15 protein-coding genes are annotated in these 15662 nt (G+C 70.7%); 13 read left to right on the top strand and 2 right to left on the bottom strand.

The window, feature by feature from the left end; translation table 11 throughout:
• Nucleotides 1-277 precede the first annotated feature (277 nt).
• The 9 genes from AC3RJ7_RS02055 (at nt 278) to AC3RJ7_RS02095 (ending at nt 10922) form a co-directional block, all read left to right on the top strand.
• Entirely contained in the window at nt 278-907 is a 630-nt protein-coding gene (locus AC3RJ7_RS02055) for a hypothetical protein (protein ID WP_491454196.1), read from the top strand.
• Nucleotides 904-1374 (top strand): DUF5684 domain-containing protein, encoded by a 471-nt coding sequence (locus AC3RJ7_RS02060; protein WP_491454197.1) that lies wholly within the window; start codon nt 904-906, stop codon nt 1372-1374. Before AC3RJ7_RS02055 ends, AC3RJ7_RS02060 begins: the two co-directional genes overlap by 4 nt.
• A gap of 61 nt (nt 1375-1435) precedes the next feature.
• Nucleotides 1436-1801, top strand: a complete 366-nt coding sequence (locus AC3RJ7_RS02065) for a hypothetical protein (protein ID WP_491454198.1) — start codon at nt 1436-1438, stop codon at nt 1799-1801.
• 624 nt (nt 1802-2425) lie between these two features.
• Nucleotides 2426-3625, top strand: coding sequence for an ROK family protein (locus tag AC3RJ7_RS02070; RefSeq protein WP_491454199.1), 1200 nt, complete (start codon nt 2426-2428; stop codon nt 3623-3625).
• Nucleotides 3626-3927: 302 nt separating this feature from the next.
• Nucleotides 3928-5280, top strand: a complete 1353-nt coding sequence (locus tag AC3RJ7_RS02075; RefSeq protein WP_491454200.1) for an extracellular solute-binding protein — start codon at nt 3928-3930, stop codon at nt 5278-5280.
• 4 nt (nt 5281-5284) lie between these two features.
• Nucleotides 5285-6244 (top strand): carbohydrate ABC transporter permease, encoded by a 960-nt coding sequence (locus tag AC3RJ7_RS02080; RefSeq protein WP_491454201.1) that lies wholly within the window; start codon nt 5285-5287, stop codon nt 6242-6244.
• Nucleotides 6241-7077 carry a carbohydrate ABC transporter permease gene (locus AC3RJ7_RS02085; RefSeq protein ID WP_491454202.1) on the top strand — a complete coding sequence of 279 codons (837 nt, stop codon included), beginning with the start codon at nt 6241-6243 and terminating at the stop codon, nt 7075-7077. Before AC3RJ7_RS02080 ends, AC3RJ7_RS02085 begins: the two co-directional genes overlap by 4 nt.
• A gap of 10 nt (nt 7078-7087) precedes the next feature.
• Nucleotides 7088-10315: an alpha-mannosidase gene (locus AC3RJ7_RS02090; protein WP_491454203.1), complete on the top strand. Its 3228-nt coding sequence runs from the start codon at nt 7088-7090 to the stop codon at nt 10313-10315.
• A 205-nt stretch (nt 10316-10520) separates the two neighbouring features.
• Nucleotides 10521-10922 carry a DUF7715 family protein gene (locus tag AC3RJ7_RS02095; RefSeq protein WP_491454204.1) on the top strand — a complete coding sequence of 134 codons (402 nt, stop codon included), beginning with the start codon at nt 10521-10523 and terminating at the stop codon, nt 10920-10922.
• Nucleotides 10923-11016: 94 nt separating this feature from the next.
• On the opposite strand, the gene AC3RJ7_RS02100 is transcribed toward AC3RJ7_RS02095, so the two are convergent.
• Complete coding sequence (locus tag AC3RJ7_RS02100) at nt 11017-12021, bottom strand: patatin-like phospholipase family protein (protein ID WP_491454205.1); 1005 nt, start codon at nt 12019-12021, stop codon at nt 11017-11019.
• A gap of 212 nt (nt 12022-12233) precedes the next feature.
• Between AC3RJ7_RS02100 and AC3RJ7_RS02105 the strand changes: the two genes are divergently transcribed.
• A complete protein-coding gene (locus tag AC3RJ7_RS02105; RefSeq protein WP_491454206.1) occupies nt 12234-13151 on the top strand; it encodes an LLM class F420-dependent oxidoreductase in 918 nt (305 codons plus the stop codon).
• A 12-nt stretch (nt 13152-13163) separates the two neighbouring features.
• Here AC3RJ7_RS02105 and AC3RJ7_RS02110 read toward each other — a convergent pair whose 3' ends face one another.
• A complete protein-coding gene (locus AC3RJ7_RS02110) occupies nt 13164-13478 on the bottom strand; it encodes a DUF1905 domain-containing protein (protein ID WP_491454207.1) in 315 nt (104 codons plus the stop codon).
• 159 nt (nt 13479-13637) lie between these two features.
• On the opposite strand from AC3RJ7_RS02110, the gene AC3RJ7_RS02115 reads away from it, so the two are divergent.
• The 3 genes from AC3RJ7_RS02115 to AC3RJ7_RS02125 all read left to right on the top strand — a co-directional run bounded on the left by AC3RJ7_RS02115 (nt 13638) and on the right by AC3RJ7_RS02125 (nt 15632).
• Nucleotides 13638-14150, top strand: coding sequence for a methylated-DNA--[protein]-cysteine S-methyltransferase (locus AC3RJ7_RS02115; RefSeq protein WP_491454208.1), 513 nt, complete (start codon nt 13638-13640; stop codon nt 14148-14150).
• An 82-nt stretch (nt 14151-14232) separates the two neighbouring features.
• Complete coding sequence (locus AC3RJ7_RS02120) at nt 14233-14706, top strand: MarR family winged helix-turn-helix transcriptional regulator (protein ID WP_491454209.1); 474 nt, start codon at nt 14233-14235, stop codon at nt 14704-14706.
• Between the two features lie 65 nt (nt 14707-14771).
• Entirely contained in the window at nt 14772-15632 is an 861-nt protein-coding gene (locus AC3RJ7_RS02125; RefSeq protein ID WP_491454210.1) for a 3-hydroxyacyl-CoA dehydrogenase, read from the top strand.
• The last annotated feature ends 30 nt before the right edge of the window (nt 15633-15662 follow it).

A 15662-nucleotide genomic window follows, 5' to 3' on the forward strand; every position in this document is an offset into this window, starting at 1 on the left:
ACGACGCGTATCGAAACCAGCGGTCGACGCGTAGGCGGTTTCGACACGCGTGCTCCTTCGTCGCTCGCTACTCGACCGACAAGGGAGAGCGAGTGGAGGGGTCCCCATCGTGCGAGTGGGCTGCGCCCACTAGCATCGGTTGGCAGTGCCAACCCCGGCACGGAATCCGCTTGGAGGACTCGTGACGCTCGACCCGTCCGCGCCGGTGCCGCCGGTACCTCCGTCGGGCGGCGAGCGCCCCACAGGGCTCGCCGGAGCGCTCACCGCCGCGATCATCGTGTCGGCGCTGCCGATCATCGCGATTCCCGTCTTCGTGTTCTGGATGATCGTCGCCATGCTCGTGCCGGTCGCCGCGTACGGTACAGCGGTCGCCGGGGATCCGGGATGGGCGTCCTCAGGGCCTGCGGATCACCGCGACCTGGTGTGGGACGTCGAGGTCGAAGCCGGTGGATTCGTCCGACTGGGGAACTCGTTCGCGGACGATCCCGAATGGGAGGAGATCAGCCCGGCTGCTGCGAACTCCGGAGAGTACCGGAACGCCGACACGGGCTGTACCGTCCGCTTCTCGGACGTCGAGCTCGATCCCGTCGACGACCCCGCCCAGACCGACCGGGACGCGAGCATGGCGCTCGTCGAAGCGGCCGGCGGAGTGGAGGTCGACGAGGTGAACGCGTACGACACCATGATCACCGCGGCCAGCGACGGATCGTACTGGCGGTACGCCGACGCGATCGCGGTCGATTACGTCTGGGATGGCGGTCCTGGCGTGGCGGTCGCCCGCGCCTTCCCGGGCATCTCCGCAGGTGTCCTCTACACCGTCGAATGCGCTGACGGCTTCCTCGTCCGGGAGACGCTGCTGGATGCCGACGAATTGCTCAGCCTCGATATCGTGCCCGCCGATCGATGAACGGAACCGTCATGCACCCGCTCGCCGCCCAGGAGCCGACTCTCGACGTCGTCGGCCTCTTCATGCCCTATCTCGCGTTCTACGGCTTCCTGCTGCTCTACGGCGTGCTCGTGTACGTCATGAACGGCTGGTTGCTCTCGAACGTGTTCGAGAGAATCGGCGTCGAGGGCTGGCCGGCGTGGGTGCCGGTGTACGGCACCTGGAGGCTGCTCGAACTCGGCGGACAGTCCGGCTGGATCGCGATGCTCGGCTTCGTGCCGGGCGGAAGCATCGTGTCGCTCGTGTTCATCATCATCGCGGTGAACCAGATTAACCAGGGCTTCGGCAAGTCGACCGGCTGGACGGTGCTCTACGTCTTCCTCCCGCTCGTGTGGGCCGCATACCTGGCCTACGGGCGGACCGAGCCGTGGCGCGGGCTGCCCCGGTCGACCGGGCACGGGCAGCCGCAGCCGTACGCCTACGCCTGACCGCCGCCGATCGACCCGGACCCAGCACTCGAACCCCGACCCGAACCCAGGAGCCCGACCCATGACCCAGCTCATCCTCTCCGGCAACGACCAGCAGACCGTGCCCGTCGTCATCGAGATCTCGCGCGCCCTCGGCTACGAGGCGACGCAGCCGAACCACGGCAGCATCAAGCTCGAGCGCGGCGACTTCTCGAAGACGATGCTCCTCGGCGCGCTCGCGGGCAAGAACTTCCACATCTCGTTCACCTTCGACATCGGCGTCGACCAGTACGGCAACACGTGGCTGCGCTTCGACGAGGCCACGGGCCTCGGGGCGGTCAAGGGCGGCGCGATCGGCTACTCGAAGACGAAGAAGGCCTACGCCGAGTACCTCGACGCGCTGCGCCGGCAGACGACCGAACGCGGGATGCTGCTCGGGGAGCAGTAGGCCTCGACTCCGTCCGCGTCGAACGCTCCGGCGGGAGGTTCCGACCACGGATCGTGTGGTCATGTGGTCGTGTGGTCGCGCGAGGTGTGGTCGTGTGGTCGTGTGGTCGCGCGAGGTGTGGTCGTGTGGTCGTGTGGTCGCGCGTTCCAGAGTGACACGCGCTCGGCGGCTTACCGCGATGCATGGAACCGTCGTTGGAGTCGTACTGGGCAGGGACGAGTTGCTCCGCGCAGGTGGTCCGTAGACCCAGCCGTCCTGGCCGCCGCCAGCCACAGAAACGATAGGAGCCAAGCTCCGGGCGATTCAGCGATCCATTGGCGCGACCTCTGAGTGGTTTCGTGGCGGGGCGACATGGCGTGAGGCGCCGCTCGTGCGCACCGCATCGAGTTCGAAACCGGCGAGGAGGCGTCGTTTCGGTCCGAGCGTCCGGAATGTGAGAGCGCTCCCTCCCAATTTGTCCATCGATGTGACAAACTCGAGAGAGGCGGTTCGTGAGGCGGCGAACCTGTGGGGAGGGGGCACGAGATGGCGCAGGCTCCGACATCCACGCTATCGAACCCGGCGTCGTCGGCGCAGCCGCAGTCATCCGCCCCGTCAGCCCGCCGCGGCACGAACCTGCCCCGTATGGGCGACTTCAACCGCTCGGTGATCTTCGACGCCATCCGCCGCGCTCCCGAGGGGCGCAGCCGGGTCGAGCTCGTCGAGATGACGGGCCTCTCGACCCAGACCGTGAGCAACATCGCGCGGCGGCTGCTCGACGACGCGCTCATCGTCGAGGCGGGCAAGACGAGTGCCGCCGGCCTCGGCAAGCCGCGCACGATCCTGCGGCTGAACCCCGACGGGCTCTACGCCGCCGGCGTGCACATCGACCCCGCCGTCATGACCTTCGTGCTGCTCGACCTCACCGGTCGGGTCGTCGCGCACAGCCGGCTGCGCACGCCGAAGGCGGCCGACCCCGAGCACGTCATGGGCCGCATCCACGACCGGTTCGAACAGCTCGTCGACGACTCCGGCATCGCCCGCGACAAGATCGTGGGCCTCGGGCTCGCCGCCCCGGGCCCCATCGACCAGGAGCGCGGCACGATCGTCGACCCGCCGAACCTGCACGGGTGGCATCGCGTTCCCCTGCGCGACGCGCTCGAGGCGTCGACCGGACTGCCCGTGCTCGTCGACAAGGACGTGATCGCCGCCGCCGTCGCCGAGACCTGGGTCGGCGGTGAGAGCGGCACCGGATCGTTCGTCTTCTTCTACATCGGCACCGGCATCGGCGCCGGCCTCGTGCTCGGCGACGAGTCGATGCGCGGCGTCTCGGGCAACGCGGGCGAGATCGGCCACATCGTCACCGATCCCGACGGCCCGATGTGCTTCTGCGGGCAGCGCGGCTGCATCGCGGTCACGATCACGCCGCTGTCGATGGTCGAGGACGGCGAGGCGGCGGGCGTGCTCGCGCCCGCCCCGCACGAGACGCCGCGCGAGATCGACGCGCAGTTCGACCTGCTCTGCGAGGCGGCCGCCGCGGGGGATGCCTCCGCCGGAGCCATCCTCGACCGCGCCGCCGACCGCACGGCGCGCGCGGTCGCCGTGCTGACGAACCTGCTCGACGTCGACCGGGTCGTCTTCGGCGGCCCGTTCTGGGACCGCCTCGAGGCGCGGTACCTCGAACGCATTCCGCCGCGGCTCGCCGAGTACAGCGCGACCGCCGCGCTCCGGAGCATCGCGGTCACGGGCACGGGGGTCGGCGACGACGTCGCCGCGATCGGCGCGGCGAGCCTCGTGCTCGAGCGCAGCTTCAGCCCGTCGGCGACGCGGTTGCTGCTCGGCTGACGGCGGTACTCGACCGGCGGGTCAGGCGCTACTCGACCGGCGGTCGGGCGCTACTCGACCGGCGGGGTCGTGTCGATGGGGAGAACTGCCACTTGCCGACTAACTCCATTCGATTTACTATGTCCACGTGGGGAACGCGAACGCCCCGCGGAGCGTGGTTCGGGGGAGCCGACGATCTCCACGGGGCGTGTCGCTTCCGCACGCCCGAAATGAGCCCGATGCCCCGACGGGTCGATTTACCCGACGCACCACCCGATCCGCCCGAATCGCACTGCAGCACTCGAGCAAAGGAGCACGAGATCATGCACCGCACCCGCGCCACCCTGTCATTCGCGCTCGTCGCGGCCGCGACCGTCGCCCTCGTGGGCTGCAGTGCCGATTCGGGCGGCGGTGACGACCAGACGATCCGCATCGTGTACCAGAAGACCGACGCGTTCGTCGCGCTCGACGACCTCTTCAAGAAGGTCAAGCCCGAGTTCGAGAAGGCGAACCCGGGCATCACGGTCTCGCTCGAGCCGATCGTCGCCGACGAGGCCGACTACGGCACCAAGCTCGCCCTCATGCAGCAGAGCCCCGACACCGCGCCCGACGTCTTCTACGAAGACACGTTCAAGGTGCGCAGCGACGTCGACGCCGGTTACCTGCTGAACCTCGACGAGTACCTCGCCGACTGGGAGGACTGGTCGCAGTTCAACGAGGGCGCGAAAGAGGCGGGCCGCGCCGACGACGGCAGCGTCTACGCGGTGCCGCTCGGCACCGACACCCGCGGCATCTGGTACTCGAAGTCGGTGCTCGAGGAGGCGGGCGTCGCCCTGCCGTGGGAGCCGAAGTCGTGGGAGGAGATCCTCGACACCGCCCGAAAGGTGCACGAGGCGTCGCCCGACAAGGTCGCGTTCAACGTCTACTCCGGCAAGCCGGCCGGCGAGGGCTCGGTCATGCAGGGCTTCGGCATGCTGATGTACGGCACCGACGACGTGCTCTACGACGCCGACGAGAAGAAGTGGGTCACGGGCTCGCAGGGCTTCGTCGACTCGCTCGCGTTCATCGAGACGCTCTACTCCGAGGGCCTCGCGCCCGCGCCCGACGTCGCGCTCGACGCCTCGATGTGGCAGAAGCTCTTCGGCGAGTGGTTCCCGAACGGAGAGATCGGCGGCACGATCGAGGGCTCCTGGTCGCCGTCGTTCTGGATGGAGGGCGGCCAGTACGCCTGGCCCGAGTACGTCGACGACATCGGCGTCGCGGCCTTCCCGACGCAGACCGGGCAGGGCCCGGGCGCGGTGAGCCTCTCCGGCGGCTGGACGCTCGCCGTCGGCGCGAACAGCGACAACCCCGACGCGGCCTTCGACTTCCTCGCGATGGCGCTCGACAAGGAGAACGCGCTGCAGTACAACATCGCGAACTCGCAGATCGCGGTGCGCACCGACGTCGCCGAGGACCCGGCGTACCTCGAGGCGAACCCCTTCATCGGGTTCTTCACCGATCTGGTGACGTACACGCACTTCCGGCCGGCGACTGCCGACTACCCTCAGATCTCCGCGGAGATCCAGGCGGCCACCGAGGCCGTCATGACCGGGCAGATGTCTCCGGAAGAGGCGGCTGCCGCCTATGACGAGGCGGTGGTCGGAATCGTCGGCGAAGACAACGTGACCGGCTAGGAGCATGGTCGCGGTTTCGTCGCCGCCGATCGAAGGCGGCCGGCCGACGCGGGATGACCCGAACTTCCGCGTCGGCCGGCAACCGCCCCGGCACGGCCGGCGGGCCCTCGTGCGCCTGCTGCCGGTCGCCCCGTCGATCGTGCTGCTCGCGCTCTTCATGGTGGGCCCGGTCGTCTGGGCGGTCTACGTCTCGTTCACGAACACCGCGCTGACGGGGCGGGCGGCGCGCGACCCGCAGTGGGTCGGGCTCGAGAACTACGTCGACCTCTTCACCGATCGCGCCTTCCCGCTGTCGCTGCTGCTCACGTTCGTCTTCGTGCTCGGCTCGGCCGTGATCGGGCAGAACCTGCTGGGCCTCGGGCTCGCGCTGCTCATGGTGAAGGCGAACCGCGGGGTGCGCGCGGTCGTCGGCACGACGGTCGTCGCCGCGTGGGTGCTGCCCGAGATCGTCGCCGCGTTCGCGGCGTACGCGTACTTCGCCGATGACGGCACCCTCAACCAGCTGCTCGCCGCCGTCGGCATCGCCGGCCCGAACTGGCTGTTCGACTTCCCGATGCTCGCGGTCATGCTGGCGAACGTGTGGCGCGGCACCGCGTTCTCGATGCTCGTGTACGAGGCCGCACTCAACGACGTGCCGCCCGAGATCACCGAGGCGGCGATCGTCGACGGTGCGGGCGGCGCGAAGCGCCTGTGGTGGGTGACGCTGCCGATGATCCGCTCGTCGATCGCGACGAACCTCATGCTCATCACGCTGCAGACGCTCGCCGTGTTCACGCTCATCTGGGTGATGACGCAGGGCGGACCCGGCATGGCGAGCTCGACCCTGCCGATCTTCGCGTACCAGGAGGCGTTCAAGTTCCAGCAGATCGGCTACGGCTCGGCCATCGCGGTCGTCATGATCGTCGTGGGCGCGATCTTCTCGGTCGGCTACATCAGGATGCTGCGTCCGGAGCGTGACACGTGAACCTCGCGTCGCCGCGCCGTGCCGCGGCATCCCTCGCCCGGAACCTGGCGCTCGCCCTCATCGGCGTGTGCTTCCTCGTGCCGCTCGCGTGGCTCGTGCTCGCCTCGATCGACCCGTCACCGAGCCAGCGCACCGAGGTGCCCGAGGGGTTCACGCTCGACCACTACCAGGCGGTGCTCACCGTCGACGGCACACTGCTGCCGCTGTGGAACTCGACCCTGCTCTCGACCGGCACCGCGATCGTGACGGTGCTCGTCGCCGTGCTCGCGGCGTACCCGCTGTCGCGGTACCAGTCGCGGTTCAACAAGCCGTACCTCTACGCGATCCTGTTCGGCACGTGCCTGCCGATCACTGCGATCATGGTGCCGGTCTACAGTCTGTTCGTGAGGCTCGGCTACCTCGACAACCTCGCCGCGGTGACGTTCTTCATGGCGGCGACGAGCCTGCCGATGGCGATCTGGATGATGAAGAACTTCATGGACTCGGTGCCCGTCTCGCTCGAGGAGGCGGCGTGGGTCGACGGCGCGTCGGCGATGGGCACCCTGCGTCGCATCGTCGTGCCGCTCATGCGGCCCGGCATCGCGGTCGTGTTCATCTTCGTGTTCATCCAGGCGTGGGGAAACTTCTTCGTGCCGTTCATCCTGCTGCTGAGTCCGGCGAAGCAACCTGCTGCCGTGAGCATCTACAGCTTCTTCGGCCAGTACGGCACCGTCGCCTACGGCCAGCTCGCCGCCTTCTCGCTGCTGTACTCGTTGCCGGTCATCGCGCTGTACGTGCTCGTGTCGCGCGGCATCGGCGGTTCGTTCGCCCTGCAGGGCGCGGTCAAGGGATAGGGGAGCCCGCATGCACGACGATTCCGCCCTGGTCGAGACCCGCATCGCGCGCTTCGTGCGCGAGCGGCTCGAACCGGCGATCTATCGGTCGCGCGTTCCGGCGCGGCTCGAGCGGTGGGAGGCACCGGGCGAACCCGTGCCGTTCGCCGAGGCGGTCGCGCAGCAGTTCACGCCCGTCGCCCCCGGCGACGCGTGGGGGCGCGCGTGGGGCACGACGTGGTTCCGGGTCGCGCTGCCCGAGGTGCCCGGTGGTCTCGATACCGCGCTGCGCGCCTACTCGACCGACCGGAGCGGCGCCTACTCGACCGACCGGAGCGGCGAAACGCGCTGGGAGCTCGTGGTCGACCTCGGGTTCATCGGAGTCGCGCCGGGCTTCCAGGCGGAGGCGCTCGTGTGGCGACCCGACGGCACGATCGCGAAGGCGGTCGAACCGCTGAACCGTGCGGTGCCGCTGGAATTGATCTCCGACTCCGTCGTGTACCTCGAGGCGGCGTCGAATCCCGACATCAGCCAGAACTGGTCGTTCGCGCCGACACCTCGCGGCGAGTGGGAGACGGCGGGCGACGACCCGATCTACGTGCTCGGCGCGGTCGACCTCGCGCTCCGCGACGTGACCGTGTGGGAGCTCGTGCAGGACGTGTGGACGCTCCGCGGCCTCGAGGCGCAGCTGCCCGAGGCGTCGACGCGGCGCGCGCAGATCGTGCGGGCGCTCGAGCGCATGATCGACGAGATGAATCCCGACGACATCGCCGGCACCGCGGCACTCGGGCGAAGCATCCTCGCCCCGGTCTTGGCGGCACCCGCCTGGGCGAGCTCGCACCGGATCCACGCCGTCGGGCACGCGCACATCGACAGCGCCTGGTTCTGGCCGACCCGCGAGACGGTGCGCAAGGTGGCGCGCACGTTCTCGAACGTCGACGCGCTCATCGAGGAGCATCCCGACCTCGTGTTCGCCGCGTCGTCGGCGCAGCAGTACGCGTGGCTGAAGCAGCAGTACCCGCAGGTGTTCGAGCGGGTGCGCGCGCGCATCGCCGAGGGGTCGTTCGTGCCCGTCGGCGGCATGTGGGTCGAGTCCGACACGAACCTGCCGGGCGGCGAGGCGCTCGCGCGCCAGCTCGTCACGGGCAAGCGCTTCTTCATGGAGGAGTTCGGCGTCGAACCGCTCGAGGTGTGGCTCCCCGACTCGTTCGGGTACTCGGCGGCGCTGCCGCAGCTCGTGCGCGCGGCGGGGTCGCGCTGGTTCCTCACGCAGAAGATCTCGTGGAACGAGACGAACCGCTTCCCGCACCACACGTTCCGGTGGCAGGGCATCGACGGCACCGAGGTGTTCACGCACTTCCCGCCCGTCGACACGTACAACTCCGAGCTGTCGGGGGCGGAGCTCGCGCGCGCCGAGCGCCAGTACGCCGAGAAGGGCACCGCGAACACGTCGCTCGTGCCGTTCGGCTGGGGCGACGGGGGCGGCGGGCCGACCCGCGAGATGATCGCCGCGGCGCACCGCACGGCCGACCTCGAGGGCTCGCCGCGGGTGACGCTGTCGTCGCCGCGCCGGTTCTTCGAGACCGCCGAGGCCGAGTACCCGCACCCGCCGGTGTGGGCGGGCGAGCTGTACCTCGAGTTCCACCGCGGCACGTACACGTCGCAGGCGCGCACGAAGCGCGGCAACCGTCGCAGCGAGCACCTGCTGCGCGAGGCCGAGCTGTGGGCGGCGACGGCCGCGGTGCGCGGTGCGGCGCCCTACCCGGTCGAAGCGCTCGAGGACGCGTGGCACACGGTGCTGCTGCAGCAGTTCCACGACATCCTTCCGGGGTCGTCGATCGCGTGGGTGCACCGCGAGGCCGAGCGGAAGTACGCCGAGGTCGCCGAGGTGCTGGAGGCGATCATCGAGCGATCGGTGCGCGCGCTCGCCGGGTCGGGCGAGGGGATGCTTCGTCTGAACGCCGGGCCGAACGAGGTGTCGGGCGTGCCGGCGCTGGGTGGGGCCCGTCGGTCGAGCGCCGGATTGAGTAGGCGCGCCAGCGCCGTATCGAAATCTAGCGACGAAGGAGCGTATCGAGACCACGCCGCAGCGAATGACGATGCTCCCGATACGGCGCTGCGCGCCTACTCGACCGGCGATGGCGGGTACACCCTCGCCAACGCCCACCTCGTGGCGGTGCTCGACGCCGACGGACTGCTCGTCTCCCTCCGCCATCGCGAGCCCGACGGGCGGCTCGGCCGCGAGGCGATCGCCCCGGGCCGTTCGGCGAAGCTGCTGCAGCTCTTCCGCGACACCCCCAACCAGTGGGACGCGTGGGACATCGACGCCCACTACGCCCGCAACGTCGTCGAGCTGCGCGAGGCGGAGTCGATCGAGGTGGTCCCGCCGGCGATCGGTTCGGTCGGCGACGAACGGGCAATGGTGCGCATCGCGCGCCGGTTCGGGGCGTCCAGCCTCGTCGAGACGGTGTCGCTCGGGGCCGACGACCGTGCGCTCGAGGTCGAGTTCGAGGTCGACTGGCACGAGCGGCAGAAGCTCCTGAAGCTCGCGTTCCCGCTCGACGTGCACGCCGACCGCGCGACGAGCGAGATCCAGTTCGGCCACATCCACCGGCCGACGCACGCGAACACCTCGTGGGACGCGGCGCGCTTCGAGACCGTCGCCCACCGCTGGGTGCACGTCGGCGAGCCCGGCTACGGCGTCGCGATCGCGAACGACGCGACGTACGGGCACGACACGCAACGGGCGTCGGACTGCTCGCGCCCGGGCGCGACCGTCACGACGGTGCGGCTCTCGCTGCTGCGCGCTCCGCGCTTCCCCGACCCCGAGGCCGACCAGGGTGCCCACCGCCTGCGCGTCTCCATCGCGCCCGGCGCGGGCATCCCCGAGGCGATCGCCGAGGGCTACCGGCTCAACCTCCCGCTGCGCAGCTTCAGCGGTGTGGATGCCTCGGCGATCGAGCCGCTCGTGACGGTGACGGGTGCCGTGGTCGAGGCGGTCAAGCTCGCCGAGGACGGCTCGGGCGACGTCGTCGTGCGCGCGTACGAGCCCTACGGGGCCCGCGCGCGGGCGCGGCTCGAGGCATCCTTCGCCGCCGTCGCCGAGTCGACCGACCTGCTCGAGCGCCCCGTGTCGGGCACTGGCGGAACCGGGGTCGGAGTCGCGCTCGCCGACGCGGGTCCGCGCGTGTGGGAGTTCGACCTGCGCCCCTTCCAGGTCGTGACGCTGCGCCTGCGGCGCCCCGCGTCGGACGCCTAGGCGCGAAGCGCGGTCGGTCGGTCGAGTAGGCGCGCAGCGCGGTCGGTCGGTCGAGTAGGCGCGCAGCGCCGTATCGAGACCACCGTGCACCCCTGACCGGCCCGCACTCCCCGATCCGCTCCCGGCGCGGCGAGATGTCAGTGGCCGGGCCTAACGTGTGGAGCACCTTATCCACTGAACTCGTGCCGGGTCGGAACGATGGGCGATGAAAGTACTGGTCGCGACGGGGCTCACACAGGGTGCTCGAACGACTGACGTGATGGATTGCGTCGAAGGCGAGTTCGTCTTCATGATCGAGACGTGCGACGCGAGTCGCCGAAGGCCGTACGACGGGTGCCCGTGCGGCATCACGTTCACGGGCATGACGAGCGACGAGGTCTCGACGACCGCGCTCGTGCGCGAAGTGCCGGGGCTGACGATGGAGCAGTACGTCGACTGCCTCGAGGCGACCCACCTGGTGAAGCGCAGCCTCGGCTGCACCTGCCCGTTCGACGCGGTCGGCGAGGCGTGGAGCCTGGTGGCGCTCGCCGGGCTGCATCCGGCGGGCACCGTCGTCGAGCGCGTCGTCGATCGCATCCGTGTCCGACGCCCGTCGGTGGTCGAGTAGCGGGCGTCGGGTGACGGGCTCATGACCGGGTCGGTCGCATCGAGGCGTCGTCGCGGCCGACCCTCGACGGGCGCGAGGGTCGGCCGCGTTCACGTCAGCGCCAGAACTCGGCCAGCGGCTCCGAGAGCGCGAGACCCTGCTCGTAACCGGCCCGGGCCGCCGCCGGGCGCAGCGCGAGGTTCATGGCGTTGCCGCCGATCAGTTGCGCGGCGTCACCGCCGGGCGCGACCGTCTCGACGCGGCTGCCGCCGGCGCGCAGCGCCTCGACCTGCGTCGCGAGGTCGAGGCCCCACTCGCGCGGCAGCCGGGTCCTGCCGCCGAACGGCGAGAGCACGAGCACGCGCTCGTATCCGGCGGCCAGGTCGGCGTTCTCGGCATTGGTGCGGTAGCCGCCGTCGATGTATGGGTGGCCGCCGATCCGGTAGGCGAAGCCGCCCGCACAACTTGCGGCGACGGCGTCGATCAGGTCGACGCCGCTGTCGCGGTCGAAGACCACCGATTCGCCCGTCTCGGCGTCGAGCGCCGTGATGAGCACGCTGCGACGAGGCCATTCCCGGCTCGGCAGCCGATTGGCGACGGTCGACCGCCACTGCGCCTGCTGGGCGTCGTCCGACGATGCCTCGAGGCCGAGTGCCGATGCGGCCATGCGGGCGCGCATGTCGGCGGCGTCCTCGGAGACGGCGATGACCCGGGCCGTTCGTTCGAGGTGGTCGATCGCGGTACCGGTCGGCCGAGGGCCGCCGGGTCGGCCGGGTGCGCCGGGTCCGCCGGCGGGCGTGCCGGGCGAGGGGCGATGCGGGGGTGCCGCGGTCACGATCGCGTCGTAGAGCTCGGGCGGGGTGGCGCCCGCGATCTGCGCGGCGGCCGTCGACCCGGCCGAGGTGCCGATGGTGAGGTCGGCGGTCGTGACGTCGAGCCCGGCGTCGAAGAGCCCGGCGATGACGCCGATCAGCCAGGCGTTGCCGGTCGACCCGCCGCCGCCGAGCACGAGGGCTCGGTCGCCTCGGACGGGGATGCGGTTCGTGGCGTCCACCGGCATCGGGTGGCTCGAGGCCGGCGTCGACGGATCGTGCAGGGGTGAAGAAGCGGTGCTGTTCATGGGAGTCGCCTTTCGCGAATTGCCGTTCGGCGCTCCCGGCGGCGACTACCTCAGTCGCGGATCGTGGACTGCAGGGGAGCGCCCACTGATACTGCGTTCATGGGTCTCACCTCCTGCCTCGGACACGATCACCGGGACGGTAGCACGCAGGAGCGTGCCGTGGCAATCGTCGGCGGCCCGCCATCGCGGCCGCCCGGCGTAGGCTCGCGAGCATGACCGGAACCGAAGTCGGCATCGCGCCGACGGGCACGCTCGACGTGCCCGTCACGCCGCACGTGCCCCGCCCCGATCGTCGAGCCCGCATCGCCGTGCAGGTGAAACCGCAGCACGCGAGCTATGCGGAACTCCGGGCCGCCGTCGTGGCCGCCGAGGAGGCGGGGGCCGACGTCGTGTTCGGCTGGGACCACTTCTTCCCGCTCAGCGGCGACCCGGACGGTGCGCACCTCGAGGCGTGGACGCTGCTCGCGGCGTTCGCCGAGGTCACCGAGCGGGTCGAGCTCGGCGTGCTCGTGTCATCCACCGGCTACCGCAACCCGCAGCTGCTCGCCGACATGGCGCGAACGGTCGATCACATCAGCGCGCGCGATGGCGGCCACGGCCGGCTGGTCCTCGGGATCGGTGCGGGCTGGTTCGAGCGCGACTACGAGGAGTACGGGTACGAGTTCGGCACCGCGCCCGACCGGCTGCGCACGTTGCGCGCCGACCTGCCGCTCATCCGCGAGCGGTGGGCGAAGCTCAACCCGCCGCCGACGCGAGACATCCCGGTGCTCGTCGGCGGGGCCGGCGAACGGGTGACGCTGCGCATCGTCGCGGAGCACGCCGACATCTGGCACGGCTTCGGCGACGCCGACACGATCGCGCACAAGCACGCGGTGCTCGACGAGTGGTGCCGCCGCATCGGTCGCGACCCCGCCGAGATCGAGCGGAGCGCCGGCGTCTCGCCGAAGCCCGGCCGCTACGCCGAGGACCTCGACGACTACCCGGGGCACGCCGAAGCGCTGTACGCGGTCGGAACGCGCCTGTTCACGGTCGGCCTCGAAGCCGAGACCGGGTGGGATCTCGGCCCGATCCGCGAACTGGTCGCCTGGCGCGACGAGGTCAACGCCCGCGCCGTCCGCGGAGCCGACTGACCGCGCCTCGACTCAGCCGTCGTGCACGGTCAGGCGCACCTCGATCACGTCGCCCTCGCCGATCTGCTCGGCGTCGAGCACCGCCCGCTTCAACGGCAGCGCGTAGGTGTCGCCCGAGGGGAAGATCGACGTCTTCCACGTCGTACCGCCGACCGTCGCCGTGACGCGGGCCGAGTTGAAACCGCGGGGCATGCGCGGCCGGTCGGAGATGTCGGCGCTCGGCTCCGGCGGCACATCGACGAAGAACCAGTTCCGGCGCGAGGCCCACTCGTAGATCTCCGCCGAGAACACGACGCGGATGCCGTCGGTGGGGCCAGGGTCACGCATGACGCCAGCGTACGGCCGACCACCGTCACGCGGTCATCCCCGTCGCGCCGTCACGCAGACGTCCCCGTGCCCGCCGCGGCCGCGCGTCCCCGGGCATCACGTCCGATTCCCGCTGCTCGCGCGCGACCCGACGCCCCGGCGCGGGGTGAAGATGGAGACATGACCCGACGCCACGCCACGCTGACGACGCCGCTCGGCGACCTCCTCGTCGTCGCCGACGGCGACGCGCTCGTGGGCATCTACTTCCCGCGGCACTGGCATCCGCCGGCCGCCGGCACGATCGGCGTCGAGGTGCCCGCTCGCGACGACGTGCTCATCACGAGGCTCGGCGTGGAGCTCGACGAATACCTCGCCGGGGAGCGCACCGCCTTCGACCTGCCCACCGCGCCCGACGGCGACGACTTCCAGCACGAGGTGTGGGGCATGCTGCGCGAGATCCCGCTCGGCACGACGGTGACCTACGGCGAGCTCGCCGACCGCCTCGGCGATCGCAACCTCGCCCGCCGTGTCGGCAACGCGGTCGGCCGCAATCCGCTCAGCATCGTCGTGCCGTGCCACCGCGTCGTCGGTGCCGACGGATCGCTCACGGGCTATGCCGGCGGCCTCGAGCGCAAGCGGTTCCTGCTCGAGCTCGAAGGCGCCCCGGTCGTCGCGCAGGCACGACTCTTCTGACCCGGCGCGGACCCGCCCGACTTCTGTTGCGGAATGCAACGCACGCGCGTAGCGTTGCAGTTGACAACAGAAGGAGTCGGGAATGGCGAAGCGCACCTCTCGCGACGAGCACGCCGCAGCGATCCTGCGCGAGCTCATCGTCATCAGCCGCCGCGGCGTCGCCGACGCCCGCACCGCGCCGCTCAGCCTGAGCATGACCGACCAGTCGATCCTCGGCTACATCGTCGACCACCCGGAATGCCGTTCGGTCGACATCGCCGAGGCGTTCCGCCTCAATCGCTCGACCGTGTCGCGCCAGCTCGCGGGCCTCACCCGCCTCGGCGTCGTCCGTGAGATCGCGGATGCCTCGGGCCGGGGCCGCCCGCTCGAGCTCACCGACACCGGCTGGGCCGCGTACCGCGAGGCGATCGCCCTCCTGCAGCGCGTCGTCGACCGCCACCTCGGCGACTGGAACGACGACGAGGTCGAACGCTTCGCGTCCGACCTCACCCGATTCAACGATGCCGCGGCCGACGGCGACCGGCCGAGGCATCCACGAGACGAACGCGCCGGCTGAGGCGCGCGAACCCCACGAGGGCACCGACCACGCCCCACGAGGGCAGAACAGGAAGAAGGAACACCATGACCGCAGTGCAGCACGTGACCGTGCTCGGCACCGGAGTGCTCGGCTCCCAGATCGCGTACCAGACCGCGTTCAGCGGGCTCGAGGTCGTCGCGTACGACCTCGACGACGCCGCACTCGCCGCCGCGAAGCAGCGCTTCGAGAAGCTCGCCGCGACCTACGTCGCCGAGGGCGTCGCGGGCGCCGCCGACGGCGGGGCGCAGGCCGCGCTCGCGCGCATCGCCTACTCGGCAGACCTCGGCGAGGCCGTCGCGAACGCCGACCTCGTCATCGAGGCCGTGCCCGAGAGCATAGAGATCAAGCGCTCCACCTACGAGCGGCTCGCGGCGGTCGCTCCCGAGCGCACGATCTTCGCGACGAACTCGTCGACGCTCCTGCCGAGCGCGATCGCCGACGCGACGGGCCGGCCCGACCGGTTCCTCGCCCTGCACTTCGCGAACCGCATCTGGGCGCACAACACCGCCGAGATCATGGGCACGCCCGCGACCGACCCGGCCGTCTACCGCACCGTCGTCGAGTTCGCCGAGGTCATCGGCATGGTGCCGATCGAGATCAAGAAGGAGCAGCCGGGCTACGTGCTGAACTCGCTGCTCGTGCCGTTCCTCTCGGCGGCCGGCCAGCTGCTCGTCGACGGCGTCGCCGAGCCCGAGGCGATCGACGCGACCTGGCGCATCGGCACCGGTGCGCCGATGGGGCCGTTCCAGATCTACGACATCGTCGGCCTCACGACCGCGTACAACATCTCGATCATGGGCGGGCCGAAGCAGCAGGAGTTCGCCGCCCTCATCAAGGAGCGCTACATCGACCAGGGCAAGCTCGGCGTCGCCACCGGCGAGGGGTTCTACCGCTACGGCGCCTGACAGCCCGGCCGGTCGAGTAGGGGCGCAGCG

Source organism: Agromyces solani, from assembly GCF_058349925.1.